Origin of the sequence: Streptomyces davaonensis JCM 4913 (assembly GCF_000349325.1) — a bacterium.
Classification (GTDB): Bacteria; Actinomycetota; Actinomycetes; order Streptomycetales; family Streptomycetaceae; genus Streptomyces; species Streptomyces davaonensis.
Genome location: NC_020504.1, coordinates 8766304 through 8783366 on the forward strand (window position 1 = coordinate 8766304; position 17063 = coordinate 8783366).

At 70.6% G+C, this 17063-nt stretch carries 20 protein-coding genes; 11 read left to right on the top strand and 9 right to left on the bottom strand.

Translation table 11 applies throughout. The annotated features are described in order from the left end of the window. Nucleotides 1-13: 13 nt before the first annotated feature. The 5 genes from BN159_RS38745 to BN159_RS38765 form a co-directional block, all read right to left on the bottom strand. The gene (locus tag BN159_RS38745; RefSeq protein WP_015662524.1) at nt 14-709 is read right to left on the bottom strand and encodes a phosphatase PAP2 family protein; all 696 of its coding nucleotides are present in this window, start codon (nt 707-709) and stop codon (nt 14-16) included. Nucleotides 710-776: 67 nt separating this feature from the next. Beyond that, nucleotides 777-1709 (bottom strand): M56 family metallopeptidase, encoded by a 933-nt coding sequence (locus BN159_RS38750; protein ID WP_015662525.1) that lies wholly within the window; start codon nt 1707-1709, stop codon nt 777-779. Between the two features lie 72 nt (nt 1710-1781). Then, on the bottom strand, nt 1782-2312 hold the full coding sequence (locus BN159_RS38755) for a DUF5134 domain-containing protein (RefSeq protein ID WP_015662526.1): 531 nt from the start codon (nt 2310-2312) through the stop codon (nt 1782-1784). 162 nt (nt 2313-2474) lie between these two features. After that, nucleotides 2475-3242, bottom strand: coding sequence for a VOC family protein (locus BN159_RS38760; RefSeq protein ID WP_015662527.1), 768 nt, complete (start codon nt 3240-3242; stop codon nt 2475-2477). A 78-nt stretch (nt 3243-3320) separates the two neighbouring features. Beyond that, nucleotides 3321-3713, bottom strand: a complete 393-nt coding sequence (locus BN159_RS38765; protein WP_015662528.1) for a VOC family protein — start codon at nt 3711-3713, stop codon at nt 3321-3323. A gap of 73 nt (nt 3714-3786) precedes the next feature. On the opposite strand from BN159_RS38765, the gene BN159_RS38770 reads away from it, so the two are divergent. Beyond that, complete coding sequence (locus tag BN159_RS38770) at nt 3787-4323, top strand: GNAT family N-acetyltransferase (protein WP_015662529.1); 537 nt, start codon at nt 3787-3789, stop codon at nt 4321-4323. Nucleotides 4324-4326: 3 nt separating this feature from the next. On the opposite strand, the gene BN159_RS38775 is transcribed toward BN159_RS38770, so the two are convergent. Next, the gene (locus tag BN159_RS38775) at nt 4327-5010 is read right to left on the bottom strand and encodes a glycerophosphodiester phosphodiesterase (RefSeq protein WP_078598940.1); all 684 of its coding nucleotides are present in this window, start codon (nt 5008-5010) and stop codon (nt 4327-4329) included. Between the two features lie 404 nt (nt 5011-5414). On the opposite strand from BN159_RS38775, the gene BN159_RS38780 reads away from it, so the two are divergent. The 5 genes from BN159_RS38780 (at nt 5415) to BN159_RS38800 (ending at nt 10023) form a co-directional block, all read left to right on the top strand. Next, nucleotides 5415-6812 (top strand): DUF6421 family protein, encoded by a 1398-nt coding sequence (locus tag BN159_RS38780; RefSeq protein ID WP_015662531.1) that lies wholly within the window; start codon nt 5415-5417, stop codon nt 6810-6812. A 35-nt stretch (nt 6813-6847) separates the two neighbouring features. Next, entirely contained in the window at nt 6848-7600 is a 753-nt protein-coding gene (locus BN159_RS38785) for an SDR family oxidoreductase (protein ID WP_015662532.1), read from the top strand. Then, nucleotides 7597-8667, top strand: coding sequence for a threonine aldolase family protein (locus BN159_RS38790; RefSeq protein ID WP_015662533.1), 1071 nt, complete (start codon nt 7597-7599; stop codon nt 8665-8667). The genes BN159_RS38785 and BN159_RS38790 overlap by 4 nt, the downstream gene beginning before the upstream one ends. 83 nt (nt 8668-8750) lie before the next feature. Further along, the gene (locus tag BN159_RS38795; protein WP_015662534.1) at nt 8751-9323 is read left to right on the top strand and encodes a transglutaminase-like domain-containing protein; all 573 of its coding nucleotides are present in this window, start codon (nt 8751-8753) and stop codon (nt 9321-9323) included. A 13-nt stretch (nt 9324-9336) separates the two neighbouring features. After that, nucleotides 9337-10023 carry a B3/B4 domain-containing protein gene (locus tag BN159_RS38800; protein WP_015662535.1) on the top strand — a complete coding sequence of 229 codons (687 nt, stop codon included), beginning with the start codon at nt 9337-9339 and terminating at the stop codon, nt 10021-10023. A gap of 23 nt (nt 10024-10046) precedes the next feature. Here BN159_RS38800 and BN159_RS38805 read toward each other — a convergent pair whose 3' ends face one another. Together BN159_RS38805 and BN159_RS38810 are read right to left on the bottom strand one after the other, a co-directional pair. Continuing rightward, nucleotides 10047-10775, bottom strand: coding sequence for a lysophospholipid acyltransferase family protein (locus BN159_RS38805; RefSeq protein WP_015662536.1), 729 nt, complete (start codon nt 10773-10775; stop codon nt 10047-10049). 187 nt (nt 10776-10962) lie between these two features. Next, complete coding sequence (locus BN159_RS38810; RefSeq protein ID WP_015662537.1) at nt 10963-11379, bottom strand: DUF4395 domain-containing protein; 417 nt, start codon at nt 11377-11379, stop codon at nt 10963-10965. Nucleotides 11380-11455: 76 nt separating this feature from the next. On the opposite strand from BN159_RS38810, the gene BN159_RS38815 reads away from it, so the two are divergent. The 4 genes from BN159_RS38815 (at nt 11456) to BN159_RS38830 (ending at nt 14518) form a co-directional block, all read left to right on the top strand. Further along, nucleotides 11456-11869 carry a TlpA family protein disulfide reductase gene (locus BN159_RS38815; RefSeq protein WP_051113596.1) on the top strand — a complete coding sequence of 138 codons (414 nt, stop codon included), beginning with the start codon at nt 11456-11458 and terminating at the stop codon, nt 11867-11869. A 115-nt stretch (nt 11870-11984) separates the two neighbouring features. Further along, nucleotides 11985-12494: a flavin reductase family protein gene (locus tag BN159_RS38820; protein WP_015662539.1), complete on the top strand. Its 510-nt coding sequence runs from the start codon at nt 11985-11987 to the stop codon at nt 12492-12494. A gap of 219 nt (nt 12495-12713) precedes the next feature. Beyond that, complete coding sequence (locus BN159_RS38825; RefSeq protein ID WP_015662540.1) at nt 12714-13502, top strand: electron transfer flavoprotein subunit beta/FixA family protein; 789 nt, start codon at nt 12714-12716, stop codon at nt 13500-13502. 53 nt (nt 13503-13555) lie between these two features. Further along, complete coding sequence (locus BN159_RS38830) at nt 13556-14518, top strand: electron transfer flavoprotein subunit alpha/FixB family protein (RefSeq protein WP_015662541.1); 963 nt, start codon at nt 13556-13558, stop codon at nt 14516-14518. 75 nt (nt 14519-14593) lie between these two features. Here BN159_RS38830 and BN159_RS38835 read toward each other — a convergent pair whose 3' ends face one another. Then, nucleotides 14594-15502 (bottom strand): endonuclease/exonuclease/phosphatase family protein, encoded by a 909-nt coding sequence (locus tag BN159_RS38835; protein ID WP_015662542.1) that lies wholly within the window; start codon nt 15500-15502, stop codon nt 14594-14596. A 203-nt stretch (nt 15503-15705) separates the two neighbouring features. Between BN159_RS38835 and BN159_RS38840 the strand changes: the two genes are divergently transcribed. Then, nucleotides 15706-17001, top strand: a complete 1296-nt coding sequence (locus tag BN159_RS38840; protein WP_015662543.1) for a DUF6986 family protein — start codon at nt 15706-15708, stop codon at nt 16999-17001. Nucleotides 17002-17063: the final 62 nt, after the last annotated feature.

Sequence of the window (17063 nt, forward strand, 5' to 3'; positions counted from 1 at the left end):
CCGCGCGGGAAGATCAGTCCGTTGCGTCGGACGGCCGCCCGGGGAACCGGCGGCGGTGCAGCGCCACCGCCAGGGCCACCAGCGCGGCGCCCAGGAGCCAGCCGCCGATGACGTCCGAGGCCCAGTGGACGCCCAGCCACACCCGGGTCAGACCGACGCCCACGACGGAGACGACGGCCACGGACACGGCCGTACGCCACAGCTGGCGGCCGACGCCGTAGTGGTGCAGCAGGTACAGCAGGACGCCGCAGACCACGGTGGCGGTCATGGCGTGGCCGGAGGGGAAGGCCGCGTACTGGGCGGAGTCGACGGGGTCGGTCCAGACGGGGCGGGAGCGGTCCACGGCGGCCTTCAAGCCCTGCTGGAGGACGGTGGCCAGGGCGGTGGTGAGCGCCAGCCACAGGGCCGTCCAGCGCGCCGCGTGCCGCCAGAGGAGCCACAGCACCGCCGCCGCGCAGAGGATGCGCATCGTCCAGGGGTCCCAGACCCAGTCCGTGAGGATCCGGAACCCGTGCGTCAGCCCGGACTCGGCGACCGCCCAGCGGTGGGTGGTCTCGGCGATGTCGCCGTCGAGGGTCATCAGGGGGTGCCAGCGGCCCGCGACCAGCGCCAGCAGCAGCACCGAGCACAGCGCGAGGGCACCGGCCCAGCGGAGGGCGGGCCCGTGCGGCGGGGTCCGGGGCGGGGAGTCGACGGACTGGGTGTGCATACTGCGATCCTCGCCGACTCCTGGTGCGGGAGGCCAACCCCGGGCCGGCGGATCGGCCCGGACCGGACTATCCCAGCGCCCGCAGCCCCGGTACGAAGGCCACCAGCAACGGCACCACGGGCACCAGCGCCGCGGCGGCCGTCAGCCGCAGCCGGCGGGCCGGGCTGAGCCGGTCCGGGGGAGTGAGCAGCCGGGTCACCCGCTGCGGCACCTGCGCCCGCGTCGGGGGACCGAACACGCCCCGGTCCTCATTGAGTTCCACCAGCGCCAGCGCGGTGGTGAGGCGGCCGAAGCGGCGGGAGGCCATGTCGTCGGCGGAGAGTTCGACCAGCCGGTGCATCTCGTCCCGGAACGCGGCGAACACCGGCACCTGCGGAAACCCGGCGGCCAGTGCGGCCGAGCAGTGCAGCAGCCAGTCGTGCCGGGCCCGCGCGTGCCCCTGCTCATGGGCGAGCACGGCGTCCAGCTGCCGTCCCTTCAGACGGCGCAGCGCGGCCGTGGTCACCACCAGCCGCGGTGCCGCGCCGGACAGCCACCAGGCGTCGGCCCGCTCGCTCTCCAGCACCACCAGACGCCGGTCGGGCCGGGGCTCCTCACCGGGCAACAGCGGGGCGCGTACGAGGAGTTCGGCCCGTCGGCGGTGGCGGCGGGCCCGTGCCCGCGCGACCTCGCGGACCAGCATCACCGCGGTCCACACCCCGCCGCAGGCCAGCGCCACCGCGGTCGCCGCGGCCCAGGGTCCGGCCACCCCGAGGGCGTAGGCCTCCACGACGGTCGGCGGCGCCGGCGCGAACACCTGACCGCGCACCGCCTGCCAGGCCGCGGCGGCGCTGAGCGTCATCGACAGGGCGCAGCACAGCAGGACGGCCGCCACCACGCACTGCCACACCCACAGGGCGACCACCGGTTCCCGGTCGGGCCAGTCGGCCCGGGCGATCACGCGCGGGGCGGCCACGGCGGTCAGGGCGCCGAGCAGCAACAGTGCCGCGGGGACCATCATGTGTGCAGCCTATGAGCGCCGTACCGCCCAGAGATACGGGCGGTATCGGCAAAGTGACGCAGACCACGCAGGTCACATGGTGAGCAGCATGGAGACCATCGCGATCCCCATCGACAGCCGGCAGGCCCGCGCCAACTCCGGCCGGTCACCGAGGCGTACGGCCGCTGCGCCGCCCGCGGTGACAGGGACCAGCCGCACGCCGGTGAGCAGCACGTACCCCGTGAAGTAGAGCAGGAGGGTCCCGGTCACCAGCGGGACGCCGGAGGCGCCGTGGCCCGGAGAGGCGGCCATCGCGACCGCCATGTAGACCATGGCCGCGGTGCCCACGAGATGGTGGAGATGGTGCGCGCTCGCCCGCGCCGCCCACAGAGCGCGCAGCGCAGCCGCGCCGAACACCGCCGCGTAGACCGGCCAGGTCCATGCCGGAGGGGTGAACACCGCGGCCGGCACGGCCATCGCGGCCATGCCGAACCCCATCAGCGCCTCGCCGCCCGCGGCCCGGCGCTGTTCCTCGACGTCGCTGCGCATACGCAGCAGGCAGTAGGCGCCGGTGGCCGCGCACAACGCGACCAGCAGCCAGCCGGGCGAAGCCGGAAGATGCACACGCCCTCCCCGCTCGACGGTGCCGGGCAGTTGCCCGCGGTCGCTCGGAGACTGCCCCGGACCATGCGGCGCGCACGCGAGCGCAAGGGTGTACGCGGGGAGCACTGGCGGGAGCACGGCAGGTCAGGGCACATGTTCCACAGCGGGAACTCGAGGCGTGGTTCAGTCCGCGTCGTCCGGGGAGCGGTAGACGCCGAACACCGCGCCCTGCGGGTCCCGCAGCAGCGCGATCCGGCGGCCCCCGGGCAGCGAGGTCGGGTCCATCAGGACGCTGCCGTCCGCGTGGACCGTGTTGTCGGCGACGGCGTCGACGTCCGTCACCGCGAAGTACGGCAGCCAGTGCGAGGGCACCTCGGGCGGGAACTTCTCGTCCATCGTCACCATGCCGCCGAAGTCGGCGCCGTCGATGCCCCATTGGGTGTAGTGCTCGGAGGCGTTGACGCTCCAGCCGAGCAGCGCGCGGTAGAAGGCCACGGCCCGGTCGGGGGCGCGGGTCATCAGCTCCACCCAGCCGAGCGTGCCGGGCGCGTTGAACAGGCCCGCGCCCGGGAAGGCGCGGGCCTGCCACAGCTGGAAGGCGGCGCCGGCCGGATCGAGGACCACCGCGAACCGGCCCACATCGAACACGTCCATCGGGCCGACCAGCACCGTCGCGCCCGATGCCTCCGCCTGAGCGGCGGTCGCGTCGACGTCGGCCACTCGGAAGGACACGTTCCAGGCGACCGGCTGGGACTCCTGGTACAGCGGGGACAGCGCCGCGACCGCCGCGTCCCCGAGGTGGGCCATGGTGTAGCCGCCCGCCTCCTGGCGGGGGTCGGTCTCGGTACGCCAGCCGAAGAGCCGGGTGTAGAAGCTCTTGGCGGCCTCCAGATCACTGGTCCCCAGCTCGGTCCAGCAGGGGCCGCCGATCACCGGCTTGTCGAGCTTCATGGCGTTCCTTCCGACAGCGCGGCCCCCTGAAGCACGCTAAGCCCCGCACGGGACCCGGGCCATCGGAGAAGAGCCGTGCTAGATCCCCGGCCGGTACCGCAGCGGATGGTCCTTCGGGGTCTCCACCAGCGCGATCCGCGTGCCGTCCGGATCCGCGATCCACATCTCGATCAGTCCCCAGGGCTCACGCACCGGCGGACGGACGATCTCCACGCCCTTGGCCCGCAGCTCCTCGTGCGCCGCGTCCGCACTCTCGACCTGGAGCCAGAGCTGGAGCGCGGGGGAGGGCGGGGTCTCGGAGCGGCCGGAGACCTCCAGGAAGCCTCCGCCGAGGAAGTAGACGGTGCCACGCTCGGGGCCGGTGCCGAACTCGCGCTGGATGGCCAGGCCCAGCTGGTCGCCGTAGAAGGCGCGGGAGCGGTCGGGGTCGACGGGATGGAGCAGGATTCTGCTGCTGAGTACATGCACCATGATCCCGGAGCGTAGTGGCAGCGCGTTACTCTCGTCCCTGCCCGTGCAGTGCCGAGAAGTGGAGACGCGCCCCATGGAGACCGCCGCCGCACTGACCTTCCGCGACGCCACCGACGCCGATGTCGACGCGCTTGTCGCGCTGATCGAGTCGGCCTACCGCGGTGACTCCAGCAGGGTCGGGTGGACCACCGAGGCGGACATCCTTCAGGGTCAGCGCACCGATCCGCAGGGCGTGCTGGAGGTCGTCAAGGCCCCAGACAGCCGACTGCTCACGGTCGAGCGGGACGGCCAGGTCGTCGCCTGCTGCCAGCTCGAACACCGCGGCACCCACGCCTACTTCGGCATGTTCGCGGTCAGCCCCACGCTTCAGGGCGCGGGCCTCGGCAAGGTCGTCATCGCGGAGGCCGAGCGCTTCGCCCGCGAGAGCTGGGGCGTCACCGAGATGCACATGACGGTGATCTCGGTGCGCGAGGACCTCATCGCCTGGTACGAGCGCCGCGGCTACCGCCGTACGGGAGAGATGAGCCCCTTCCCGTACGGCGACGAGCGCTTCGGCATCCCGCAGCGCGACGACCTCCAGTTCGAACTGCTGACGAAGAAGCTGGGCTGAACGTCAGGCCGTGAAGCGTCCCGTGCGCTTGATCTCCGGGTAGTCGGTGGTCGCGCCGTCCAGCTCCAGGGCGCGCACGAGACGCAGATGGTCCTGGGTGTTCACCACCCAGCCGACGATCCTGAGGTGCGCGTCGCGGGCCGCCTCCACCACTTCGAGGGTGATCCGGCGGATGTTCAGGCAGATCGTCCCCGCGCCCGCCGCCACGGCCCGCTCCACGATGTCGGTGCCGTAGCGGCTGCCGATCAGCGCGGTCCGCACCCCCGGCACCAGCCGGGCGATCTCGGTGACCGCCTCGTCGTGGAACGAGGACACCTCAACCCGGGAGACCAGGTCCCGCCGGTCCATCACCTCGGCCAGCGCCCGAGCCGCGGCCACGTCCTTGATCTCGGCCTGGAGCGGCGCCGCCACGGCGTCCAGCACCTCCTCGAAGACCGGCACCCGCTCGCCCTTGCCCGCGTCCAGGGCGCGCAGCTCCGCGAGGGTCTTCTCGGCGATGGGGCCGTTCCCGTCGGTCGTGCGGTCCACGTCGGTGTCGTGCATGACGACGAGGTGGCCGTCCTTGCTCAGATGCAGATCGAGTTCGATGGCGTCGAGGCCGGCCTGCTGGGCGGCGACGAAGGAACGGAGGGTGTTCTCGGGTTCGACACCCATCACTCCGCGGTGACCGATGGTAAGGAAGTTCAAGGTTCGACTCGCTTCCGTCGACGGCGGCTCGGCACGCGCACGACCGGAACGGGGCGTTCGCGTGGCAGGGCCGCAGCCTAACCGCGGGGGCCCCGGATGAAACCCGTGCGTACACGGGGAATCGGCCCGATGGACGCAAGGATCCGGCCAGCACCTGGACGGTGGTCGCGCGCGGCCCGCTCGGGTGGTCACCCGGCCGTGGGCGAGTCCGACGGGCATTGACCCGGCATTGACCGGCCGAATCGTTGTGCCTACCCCGTACGAGTGCCCTTACCCCGTCCCGCAGGAAAAAATTCGGTGACGATAGGGGTTGCGCAGGATAATTTCCTGAGGTGCCACTTGCTGAGAGAAACCTCGTATGCCTACGGTGTCCTTACGCGAGGTTCTCCCGTGGAGGATGGGACATGACGGAAATTCTTGTGCAGTCGGGTGTGGGGGAGCAGGTTCCTCCTGCGGCCAGGGTGGTGGAGCACCCGGCATGGCCCGTGCTCAAGGATGCCGTGGAGCAGATCCGGCCATGGCAGTCCACCGACGGGTCGATCGACTTCCAGGCCGAGGGCACCCCGGCCGCCGCCGATGCCGAGGCCGTGGTGGCCCGGATCGTGACGGCCGTCGAGGAGCTCTCGGCGCTGCTGCCGCACGACGCGGCCTACCACCAGGCCCTGGTCAAGGACCTGGCCCGCTGGGCCGAGGGCGGCTTCGAGGTGCCGGACTTCCTGGACTCGCTGCTGGCCTTCCAGCCCGCCGCGAACCGTGCGGACGGCCTCCAGCACCTGGTGCTCTTCCCGATGTACACGCAGAACGGCAACCCGGACCGCAATCTGGAAGCGGTCGTGCTGCGCATGGTCTGGCCCGAGTGGCTGGCCGAACTGGAGCGCACCCGCTACGACAACCCGCTGTTCTGCGGCATCAAGTTCGAGGACTTCACGGCCGGTTACGACACCAACTCCGCCGTGCTCTTCCCCGAGACGATCGCCGTGCGCGAGGCGCCGGAACGCTTCACCTGGGGCGGCATCTTCTGCGACCGCGAGGCCGCCCGCTTCCGCCGGGTCACCGAGGCCGCCGTCGAGACCCTCGGTCTGGAGCTGCCCGAGGACATCGCCGCGATGGTCCACGACCAGACGCGCTGCGAGGAGGCCTTCGTCCTGTGGGACATGGTCCACGACCGCACCCACAGCCACGGCGACCTGCCCTTCGACCCCTTCATGATCAAGCAGCGCCAGCCGTTCTGGATGTACGGCCTGGAGGAGCTGCGCTGCGACCTCACCGCGTTCAAGGAGGCCGTGAAGCTGGAGGCCGAGGGCGTCCCGCAGGCCCGTGACGTGCAGTACGCCGTGCTCTTCGACCGGATGTTCCGCTTCCCGCTCACCGGCGACCGCAACCGCAACTACGACGGCCTCGGCGGGCAGCTGCTCTTCGCCTACCTGCACAAGCACGACGTGGTGCGCTGGACCGACAACAAGCTGTTCATCGACTGGCAGCGCGCCCCGCAGGTCACCAACCAGCTGTGCGCCGAGATCGAGACGCTCTACCGCGACGGCATCGACCGGCCGAAGCTCGTCCACTGGTTCGCCGGGTACGAGCTGGTCTCCGGCTTCCTCTCGCCGCACCCCGGCTCCAAGTGGGCCAAGGGTCCGGAGGCCCTGGACCTGACCCTGCCGCCGCGCAAGCTCGTCGATGACGTGCTTCCGGACGAGTTTCCGCTGAGCATGTTCTATGAGGCCCTGTCCAAGAAGCTCAAGAACGTGATCGCCTCCACCAAGGGCATCACGGCGGACAGTGCCGAGCGGGTCGCCGCGTGAGCGACCTTTCTCAGAACGTGGCTCAGGAGGGCAAGATGGCGAACGGGAACGGGCCGCTCAGCGGTGCGGTGATCGCGGTGGCCGGGGCGGGCGGACCGGCCGGACGGGCGGCTCTGCTCAAGCTGGCCGAGGCGGGTGCCACCGTCGTCGGCGCCGACAACGACCCCGAGCGGCTGGCGGAGGCCGTCGACGCGGCGCGCTACGCCGCGGGCGGCGCCACCGTCATCGGTGAGCCCGTCGATCTGCTCGACCTGGACTCCACCCGTGACTGGGCGGCCAGGATCGAGAAGGAGTTCGGCCGGGTCGACGGCCTGGTCCACCTCGTCGGGGGCTGGCGGGGCAGCGAGACCTTCGTCAAGACCAGCCTCGACGACTGGGACTTCCTGGAGCTGCTGCTGATCCGCACCGTGCAGCACACCTCCCTGGCCTTCTACGAGGGCCTCCAGCGCAGCGAGCACGGCCGCTACCTGCTGATCAGTGCCGCCGGTGCCTCCAAGCCCACGGCCGGCAACGCCGCGTACGCCGCCGCCAAGGCCGCGGCCGAGGCCTGGACGCTCGCGCTGGGCGACGCCTTCCGCAAGGCCGGGGGCGCCGAAGGGCCGACGTCGGCGGCTGCGATCCTGGTGGTGAAGGCGTTGGTGCACGAGGCGATGCGCGCCGAGCGGCCCAACGCGAAGTTCGCGGGCTTCACCGACGTGAAGGACCTCGCCGAGGCCATCGTCGGCGTCTGGGACAAGCCCGCCGCGGAAGTGAACGGACAGCGTCTGTGGCTCACCGAGAAGCCGTGAACCCCCCGAAGACCGATGCGCGTCGCCACCACGACCCGGAGCTCCGCGGTTTCGCCAGCGACAACTACGCCGGCGCCCACCCGGAGGTGATGGCCGCCCTGGCCCTGGCCAACGGCGGCCACCAGGTCGCCTACGGCGAGGACGCGTACACGGAGAACCTCCAGGGGATCATCCGCAGCCACTTCGGTCCTACGGCGGAGGCGTTCCCGGTCTTCAACGGCACCGGTGCCAATGTCGTCGCGCTCCAGGCGGTCACCGACCGCTGGGGGGCGGTGATCTGCGCCGAGAGCGCGCACATCAACGTCGACGAGGGCGGCGCCCCCGAGCGGATGGGCGGCCTGAAGCTGCTCACCGTGCCGACGCCGGACGGCAAGCTCACCCCTGAGCTGATCGACAAGCAGGCCTGGGGCTGGGAGGACGAGCACCGCGCGATGCCGCAGGTCGTCTCGATCACCCAGAGCACGGAGCTGGGCACGCTGTACACGCCCGAGGAGATCCGCGCGATCTGCGAGCACGCCCACGCGCACGGCATGAAGGTGCACCTGGACGGCTCCCGGATAGCCAACGCGGCGGCCTCGCTGAACGTCCCGATGCGGACCTTCACCAACGCCGTCGGCGTCGACATCCTCTCCCTGGGCGGCACCAAGAACGGCGCCCTGTTCGGCGAGGCGGTCGTGGTGATCAACCCGGACGCTGTCAGCCACATGAAGCATCTGCGCAAGCTGTCCATGCAGCTCGCCTCCAAGATGCGCTTCGTGTCGGTGCAGTTGGAGGCGCTGCTCGCCAAGGACCTCTGGCTGCGCAACGCCCGGCACGCCAACGAGATGGCACAGCGCCTCGCCGAGGGCGTGCGCGCGGTGCACGGCGTCGAGATCCTCTACCCGGTGCAGTCCAACGGCATCTTCGCCCAGCTCCCGCACGACGTGAGCGTGCGACTTCAGAAGCGGTTCCGCTTCTACTTCTGGGACGAGGCCGCCGGTGTCGTGCGCTGGATGTGCGGCTTCGACACCACCGAGGAGGACGTGGACGCCTTCGTGGCGGCACTGAAGGAGGAGATGGCGCGCTAGGCGCCTCCCACTCTCTGCATAGATATGCGGTCACCCGAAAAAGAATTGACTATCGGGTGATCGCATTCCTATGCTCTGCCGCCATGGAGCTCATCCAGGAAACCCCCGACCTCTCCGCCTACTTGGCCGCTGACGAGGTCATCGACCACGAACATCCCGTGGTGCGGCAGACCGCCGCCCGGCTCGCCGGGCAGGCCGAGGACTCGTATGCCTATGCGCGGCTGGCCTTCGAATTCGTACGGGACACCGTCCCGCACTCCCAGGACTCCGGCGACCCGCGTGTCACCTGGCGCGCCTCCGATGTGCTGGAGCAGCGCACCGGCATCTGTTACGCCAAGTCCCATGCGCTGGCGGCCCTGTTGCGGGCCGAGGACATCCCGACGGCGCTGTGCTACCAGAAGTTCGACGTGGTTCACGGTCTGGTCGCCGTCCGGTTCAACGGCGCCTGGCACCGTCAGGACCCCCGGGGCAACAAGCCCGGTGTGGACGCCCAGTTCTCCCTGGACGGTGAGCAGTTGGCCTTCCCGGTCGACCTGAAGTCCAATGAATTGGACTATCCAGTGCTATACGCTGAACCACATCCGGCCGTCGTCGGTGCCCTCCGGCGCGCGGCCGACCGGGCGCACCTGTGGCAGATGCTCCCGACCGCACTCTGAGGTAAGGCCGCTCATGACCTTCAGGCTGACCGTGTCCGACGAGGTGCGCGCCCTCGCGCCCGGCATCACGCATTTCGCCGTCGAGGCCCACGGTCTCGTCAACGGGCCCAGCAGCACCGGAAGTTCGGAAATCCTCGACGACGCGGCCCGTCGGCTCGCCGCACGCCTGGACGGCCGTGCCCTGCGCGAGGATCCGCACATGGCGGCCTGGCGGAAGGTGCACACGACGTTCGGGGCCAAGCGTTCGCGCACCCGCAACTCCGCGGAGGCGCTGGCCAAGCGCGTGCTGTCGGGCGCCGGACTGCCGCGGATCAGCCTGCTCGTCGACCTCTACAACGCGATCAGCGTGGCCCATCTGATCCCGGTGGGCGGCGAGGACCTCGGCCGCGTCCAGGGCGGTATACGACTGGTCCGGGCCACCGGCGAGGAGCCCTTCGTGACCGTCGCGGACGGCGCCGAGGTGGTCGAACACCCCGACGCCGGTGAAGTGGTGCGGTGCGACGACGCGGGGGTGACCTGCCGCCGCTGGAACTGGCGCCAGGGTTCACGCACCCGGCTGACCGAGGAGACGGTCTCGGCGATCTTCCTGCTGGAGAGTCTGGCCCCGATGCCGGTGGCCGAGGCGGAGGCGGCGGCCACTGAACTCGGCGAGCTGCTCGAGAAGTTCAGCCCGGGAGCTCGGATCACCGTCCGCTCCTAGCGAGCGGTCCGGCAACGTGACAACTATCGGGCTTCAGCCTCGCGCACCTGCTCCGGCGTAGGCGCAGTACCCCCCAGATGCGCCGGCATCCACCACGTGTCGCCCGCATCCTTGGGCCGCACCGGATACGCCCGCTGCGCCGCCTCCAGCAACTCCTGCACCCGCTCACGCAACTGCCGGGTGATCGCGCCCGCGTACTTGTCCTTGGACGCCTCAAGCGCCTCGCCGACCCGAATCGTGACCGGGGTGTGGCTCCGCTTGAAGTTCTTCGGATGTCCCTTGGTCCACAGCCGCTGGGTCCCCCACACGGCCATCGGGATCAGCGGAACACCGGCCTCCTGCGCCAGCCGCGCCGCACCCGACTTGAAGCTCTTCAGCGTGAACGACTGGGAGATCGTCGCCTCCGGGAAGACGCCCACGATCTCACCGGACCGCAGCGACTCCAGCGCGTGCTGGTAGGCGGCCTCACCCTGCTTGCGGTCCACCGGGATGTGCTTCATGCCGCGCATCAAAGGACCGGAGATCTTGTGCCGGAACACCGACTCCTTCGCCATGAAGCGCACCAGTCGCTTCTGGGGCAGCGCGGCCAGGCCGTTGAAGATGAAGTCCAGGTAGCTGATGTGATTGCTCACCAGCACGGCACCGCCCGAGCGCGGGATGTTCTCCGAACCCTTGCAGTCGATCTTGAGGTCCCACGCCTTGAACATCGTGAGGGCGAGACCGACGACGGGACGGTAGACAAGCTCTGCCATGGACGGGGTGGACCCTTCCTTCTCTGCCTGGGAAGGGATCTCCCGGCGGGAAAGTTACGCAGCCGTAGGTTTACGGCATCTCGCAGATCGTGCCCCAAGAACGACCGGGGAGCCAGTCCTGGTGCCGGGGAACGGCGAGATCCTCGTCACGTCTCCCCTTGATCCACCTCGTGCTTTTGCGGCGGCTTTACTCCGCGCGCACGGTGACGCGCCGCACCAGCAGGTACAACTCGCAGCCGAGGCAGTACCCGAAGGCGGCATTGAGGAACGCCGCCGCCAGCGCCGCACCGGTGGCCGCAAGACCCAGCCACTCCGGCCCGACGGTGAAGCCGACCAGCCCGAGACCCGCGAAGAGCAGCCCCACCACCTGCGCGAACCGCGGCGGTTCCGGCGCCTCGAAGACGGTCGGCGGCCCGAGCCGCGGTCGCACGACGGCGCGAAACAGCCATCCGTACGGCGACTTGCCCACCCCGCCCGCCGCGCCCAGCGCGAACGCCAGCGTCTGCCAGGCCACTAGCCAGGCGCTCCCGGTGACCAGCACCACCGCCAGCACTACGGTCGTCACGGCGGCCCCGAAGCGCGGACCCCTTGCGTCGATGTCCATGAATCAAGCATTCCGCATGGCGAAGACCTCACGGAAGGCGGGAATCTTTGCAGTCTCATGAACGCTTCAGCAGTCGATGACCGGACTGATGGTGTGCGTGGCGGTGCTCGCGGCGGCGAGCGCCTTCGGAGTGGTGCAGCGGCGGCGGAGCGGGAGAGTGCGAGTGCGCGGTCGGGACGAGGGTCAACGGCTGGGGCCGACGGAGCTGGGCGGGCAACTCGGCGAGCGGGCCACGCTGGTGCAGTTCTCCAGCGCCTTCTGCGCCCCCTGCCGGGCGACCCGGCGCATCCTCGGCGAGGTGGCCGGGATGGTGCCCGGGGTCGCCCACGTCGAGATCGACGCCGAGGCCCGGCTGGAGCTGGTGCGGGAGCTGGGGATCCTCAAGACGCCCACTGTGCTGGTGCTCGACGCCGACGGACGCGTGGTGCGCCGGGCCACCGGACAGCCGCGCAAGTCGGACGTCATCGCGGCCCTCGGCGAAGCGGTGTGACCGGCGTCCATCCGACAGTGAGTCATCTCCCACATCGTCGCCCGCACTTGACTGTACGCGCCACCTATCGTCAGTCTGACGGGATGTCCCCCGCGCTCGTCCTCCCCAGGTGTCCATGACCGCCACGCCTGATGTCGACGCCTCCCGCCTCGCCTCGCCCGACCTGCTGCGTTCCGTGTTCCGGCGGCATGCCGCCGGAGTCGCGGTGATCACCGCCCGCGGCGAGCACGGCCCCGTCGGCTTCACCGCCACCTCGCTCAGCTCGGTCTCCGCCGAACCCCCGATGCTCTCCTTCGGCATCGGCACCGGGTCATCCTGTTGGCCCACGCTGTCCGGGGCCACGTATGTCGGTGTGCATCTGCTCGGCGAGCACCAGCGGGAGCTGGCCGCCACCTTCGCCCGCAGTGGCGCCGACCGCTTCGGACCGCCCACCGCCTGGCGCGAGGGCCCCGAGGGCGTGCCCGTCCTCGACGACGTCCCTGCCTGGCTGACCTGCCGGATCACCGCGCGCGTGCCCGCCGGGGACCACCGCATCGTGCTGGCGGAAGTCCTGCGCGGCCACCATGCGGGCCCGGGGCGCCCCCTGCTGTACCACCAGGGCCGGTTCACCGGCCTGCGCGACTGATCCCTGAACGGGCAGTTCTGCGAAGTCGTCCAGTTCCGATTACGCTGCGTTGCGAAGGTCACAGTTCAAAGCGCTTGCTTAGCGGGAACGAACTGGGTGTACTGACGAGTAATATTTCGTTCGGAGCGCAGGTCGCCCCGAGCGGGAACGGCCGCTTCAGGCGCCTATGCTGCCTGCAAGAAGGCAGCAGAGAAATGACGATGCAGTAGGAGAGCCGGCGTGAGCTTGAGGATCGTTGTCACTGTGAAGTACGTGCCCGACGCCACTGGCGACCGGCACTTCGCCGATGACCTGACCGTCGACCGGGACGACGTGGACGGTCTGCTCTCCGAGCTCGACGAGTACGCGGTCGAGCAGGCGCTGCGGATCTCCGAGAACTCGGACGACGACGTCGAGGTCACCGTCCTGACCGTGGGCCCCGAGGACGCCAAGGACGCGCTGCGCAAGGCGCTTTCGATGGGTGCCGACAAGGCGATCCACGTCGAGGACGACGACCTGCACGGCACCGACGCCATCGGCACCTCCCTGGTGCTGGCGAAGGCGATCGAGAAGGCCGGCTACGACCTGGTCGTCTCCGGTATGGCCTCCACCGACGGCACCATGGGTGTCGTCCCCGCGCTGCTCGCCGAGCGCCTGGGCGTCCCGCAGGTCACGCTGCTGTCCGAGGTGTCGGTCGAGGACGGCACGGTCAAGGGCCGCCGTGACGGCGACGCCGCCTCCGAGCAGCTGGAGGCCTCCCTCCCCGCGGTCGTGTCGGTCACCGACCAGTCGGGGGAGGCGCGTTACCCCTCCTTCAAGGGCATCATGGCGGCCAAGAAGAAGCCGGTGGAGTCCTGGGACCTTGAGGACCTGGAGATCGAGGCCGAGGAGGTCGGTCTGGAGGGCTCCTACACCGTGGTCGACGCCGCGGCCGAGCGTCCGGCCCGTACCGCCGGCACGATCGTCAAGGACGAGGGCGAGGGCGGCAAGCAGCTCGCTGAGTTCCTCGCGGGCCAGAAGTTCATCTAAGGCCCAACCCCCTTACCGCCCCTCAGACTTCGCATTCGCAGGAGAGCAATCCCATGGCTGAAGTTCTCGTCTACGTCGACCACGTGGACGGTGCCGTCCGCAAGCCCACCCTGGAGCTGCTGACGCTGGCCCGCCGCATCGGCGAGCCCGTCGCCGTCGCGCTGGGCAACGGCGCCGCCGACACCGCCGCCGCCCTCGCCGAGCACGGCGCGGTCAAGGTCCTCACCCACGAGGCCGCCGAGTACGCCGACTACCTGGTCGTCCCGAAGGTCGACGCCCTCCAGGCCGCCTACGACGCCGTCTCCCCGGCCGCCGTGCTGGTCCCGTCCTCCGCCGAGGGCAAGGAGATCGCCGCCCGTCTGGCGCTGCGCATCGGCTCCGGCATCATCACCGACGCCATCGACCTGGAGGCCGGTGACGAGGGTCCGGTGGCCACCCAGTCGGTGTTCGCCGCCGCCTTCACCACCAAGTCCCGTATCGCCAAGGGCACCCCGGTCATCACGGTCAAGCCGAACTCGGCCGCCGTGGAGGCCGCCCCGGCCGCCGGTGCGGTCGAGGCCCTCGCCGTGACCTTCTCCGCCCAGGCCACCGGCACCAAGGTCACCGCGCGCACCCCGCGTGAGTCGACCGGCCGCCCCGAGCTGACCGAGGCCGCGATCGTGGTCTCCGGCGGCCGTGGTGTGAACGGCGCGGAGAACTTCGCGATCATCGAGGCGCTCGCCGACTCTCTCGGCGCGGCCGTCGGTGCCTCGCGCGCCGCGGTGGACGCGGGCTGGTACCCGCACACCAACCAGGTCGGCCAGACCGGTAAGTCGGTCTCGCCGCAGCTGTACATCGCCAACGGCATCTCCGGCGCCATTCAGCACCGCGCCGGTATGCAGACCTCGAAGACGATCGTGGCGGTCAACAAGGACGCCGAGGCCCCGATCTTCGACCTGGTCGACTACGGCGTGGTCGGCGACCTCTTCGACGTCGTCCCGCAGCTCACCGAGGAGATCAAGACCCGCAAGGGCTGATCACCACCAGGCTGTACGGGGCCCCCGCGACCGCTTCGGCGGTGGCGGGGGCCTCGGCGTGTCCGGCGCTCGTTGTCAGCCCAGGGTCAGGGATGCCTGCACGGGCAGATGGTCGCTCGGGAACTGGCCGTCCACGGTGAAGGTGTTGATGGTCGCCCGGTGTGCCGTGACGCCCTCGGTGGTGAGGATCCAGTCGATGCGGTCGCCGCCCGGGACCAGTGGACGGTAGCCGTGGAAGGTCGCGTAGAGGTCGCTGCGTTCGGCGGCCGTGTCCCAGGTGTCGAGCAGACCGGCGCCCAGCAGGGTGTCGTAGACGACGTTCTTGTGGGCGGCGACGTTGAAGTCCCCGGTCACCACGACCGGCAGGGCCGGGTCGAAGCCGCTGATCCGCTCGCCGATGAGGGCCGCGCTGCGTTCGCGCGCGTACTGGCCCCGGTGGTCGAAGTGGGTGTTCATGACGTAGAACTCCCGGTCGCCGTCGCGCAGATCGCGGAAGCGGATCCAGGTCACCATGCGGGGGAAGGCGGCGCCCCAGGTGTTAGAGCCGATGGCGTAGGGGGTGTCCGAGAGCCAGAAGTGGTCGTACTCCAGCGGGCGGACACGCCGGGTGTCGTAGAAGATCGCCATGGATTCGTCGGCGCTGCCGTGCAGTCGGCCGGTGCCCAGCCAGTCGTAGTGCCGGCCGAGGTCGGCGTCGATGTCGAGCAGCTGCGGGAACAGGCCCTCCTGGGTGCCGATGACATGCGGGGCCTCGCGGCGCAGCAGCTCGCGCATCACCGGTCTGCGCACGGCCCAGCTGTTGGGCTCGGTGGTGCTCGCGAAGCGCAGGTTGAAGGACATGACCTCCAGGCGGCGGCGCGGCCGTTCCTCCGCCGCCGCGGCGGATTCGGAGGTCAGTGCTGTACTGGAGAGTGGCGTGGTGACCGCGGCGGCCAACGCGGCCTTCAGGCCCAGACGGCGCGTGACTCGGCTGTGGTTCGGCACTCGGGCTCCTTCGGTGGGAACTGCCGGACGAGTCGTGCGGACGTGCCCAATGAGTGTCATAGCGCGCCATGAGGTGGACGTGAACATGGCGAGATGGCGGAGTGGCTCCCCGTGGACACGGTGTTGACCATCCCGAAGGTCCCCGGATAACTTCATTCAACGGATTGTTGATTCCGTACTGCGGAAAACAGAAGGGTGAGGGAATGGGTCAGGGCCAGCAGGAGAAGGTGGCGACGAGCCTCGCGGGCGCCGTCAGCGAGGAGATCAGCGCCTCCCTCGCGCCGGTCGACGCCGAACTGGAGCGCCGCTACCCCGGAGACCCCGGCACCCGCCAGCCCGTCCACACGGTCTACGTCCCCGGTGACGCCTTCGCCGCCGACACCGTCCGCTCCTGGGGCGACCAGGCCCTCGCCCTGCTCGACGAACACGCCCCCGACGCCGCCTCCTTCGCCGCCGTCCTCGGGCTGTCCGACGAACTCGCCGAGCCCGTCCACGCGCGCGTGCGGGCCAAGCTGGAGCGCGAGCCCATCGAGGACCTGCGCGTCGACTTCGAGGACGGCTACAAGGGCCGCGACGAGGACGCCGACGCCGCCCGCGCGGCCCGGCTGATCGCCGAGGCGTACCGGAACGGCACCGCGGCCCCGTACATGGGCATCCGCATGAAGTGCATGGAGGCCCCCGTCCGGGACCGCGGCATCCGCACCCTCGACATCTTCCTCACCGGCCTGATGGAGGCGGGCGGCCTGCCCGACGGGCTGGTGCTGACGCTGCCCAAGGTGACCTATCCCGAGCAGGTCACCGCGATGGTCCGGCTGCTGGAGGCCTTCGAGAAGGCGCGCGGTCTCGAGCCCGGCCGGCTCGGCTTCGAGATCCAGATCGAGACCAGCCAGTCCATCCTCGCCGCCGACGGCACCGCCGCGGTCGCCCGGATGATCCAGGCCGCCGAGGGCCGCGCCACCGGACTGCACTACGGCACCTTCGACTACAGCGCCTGCCTCGGCGTCTCCGCCGCCTACCAGGCCAGCGACCACCCCGCCGCCGACCACGCCAAGGCGATCATGCAGGTCGCGGCGGCCGGCACCGGGGTACGCGTCTCCGACGGCTCCACCAACGTCCTCCCGGTCGGTACGACCGAGAAGGTCCACGACGCCTGGCGGCTGCACTACGGCCTGACCCGCCGCGCCCTCGCCCGCGCCTACTACCAGGGCTGGGACATGCACCCCGGCCACATCCCGACCCGGTACGCGGCCGTCTTCGCCTTCTACCGCGAGGGCTTCGAGCAGGCGGCAGCCCGCCTCGCCCGCTACGCCAACCACGCGGGCGGCGACGTCATGGACGAGCCCGCCACCGCCAAGGCCCTCAGCGGCTATCTGCTGCGCGGCCTGGACTGCGGCGCCCTCGACACCGCCGAGGTCGCCCGGCTCACCGGACTGACCCGCGCCGACCTGGAGGGCTTCGCCGCGCCCCGGCGCGGTGACCTGACGATCTCCGGGGCGTAGTCCGGCGGTCACTGCCGCCCCTTAGGCTGTACGCCACACACGGAGGGCTCACAGGAACGGGG

What these genes read in the sequence shown, in the direction of transcription:
- BN159_RS38745 (WP_015662524.1), bottom strand. Translation starts at nt 709, where the DNA reads ATGCACACCCAGTCCGTCGACTCCCCGCCCCGGACCCCGCCGCACGGG.
- BN159_RS38750 (WP_015662525.1), bottom strand. Translation starts at nt 1,709, where the DNA reads ATGATGGTCCCCGCGGCACTGTTGCTGCTCGGCGCCCTGACCGCCGTG.
- BN159_RS38760 (WP_015662527.1), bottom strand. Translation starts at nt 3,242, where the DNA reads ATGAAGCTCGACAAGCCGGTGATCGGCGGCCCCTGCTGGACCGAGCTG.
- BN159_RS38765 (WP_015662528.1), bottom strand. Translation starts at nt 3,713, where the DNA reads ATGGTGCATGTACTCAGCAGCAGAATCCTGCTCCATCCCGTCGACCCC.
- BN159_RS38770 (WP_015662529.1), top strand. Translation starts at nt 3,787, where the DNA reads ATGGAGACCGCCGCCGCACTGACCTTCCGCGACGCCACCGACGCCGAT.
- BN159_RS38780 (WP_015662531.1), top strand. Translation starts at nt 5,415, where the DNA reads ATGACGGAAATTCTTGTGCAGTCGGGTGTGGGGGAGCAGGTTCCTCCT.
- BN159_RS38785 (WP_015662532.1), top strand. Translation starts at nt 6,848, where the DNA reads ATGGCGAACGGGAACGGGCCGCTCAGCGGTGCGGTGATCGCGGTGGCC.
- BN159_RS38795 (WP_015662534.1), top strand. Translation starts at nt 8,751, where the DNA reads ATGGAGCTCATCCAGGAAACCCCCGACCTCTCCGCCTACTTGGCCGCT.
- BN159_RS38800 (WP_015662535.1), top strand. Translation starts at nt 9,337, where the DNA reads ATGACCTTCAGGCTGACCGTGTCCGACGAGGTGCGCGCCCTCGCGCCC.
- BN159_RS38805 (WP_015662536.1), bottom strand. Translation starts at nt 10,775, where the DNA reads ATGGCAGAGCTTGTCTACCGTCCCGTCGTCGGTCTCGCCCTCACGATG.
- BN159_RS38810 (WP_015662537.1), bottom strand. Translation starts at nt 11,379, where the DNA reads ATGGACATCGACGCAAGGGGTCCGCGCTTCGGGGCCGCCGTGACGACC.
- BN159_RS38815 (WP_051113596.1), top strand. Translation starts at nt 11,456, where the DNA reads ATGACCGGACTGATGGTGTGCGTGGCGGTGCTCGCGGCGGCGAGCGCC.
- BN159_RS38820 (WP_015662539.1), top strand. Translation starts at nt 11,985, where the DNA reads ATGACCGCCACGCCTGATGTCGACGCCTCCCGCCTCGCCTCGCCCGAC.
- BN159_RS38830 (WP_015662541.1), top strand. Translation starts at nt 13,556, where the DNA reads ATGGCTGAAGTTCTCGTCTACGTCGACCACGTGGACGGTGCCGTCCGC.
- BN159_RS38840 (WP_015662543.1), top strand. Translation starts at nt 15,706, where the DNA reads ATGGGTCAGGGCCAGCAGGAGAAGGTGGCGACGAGCCTCGCGGGCGCC.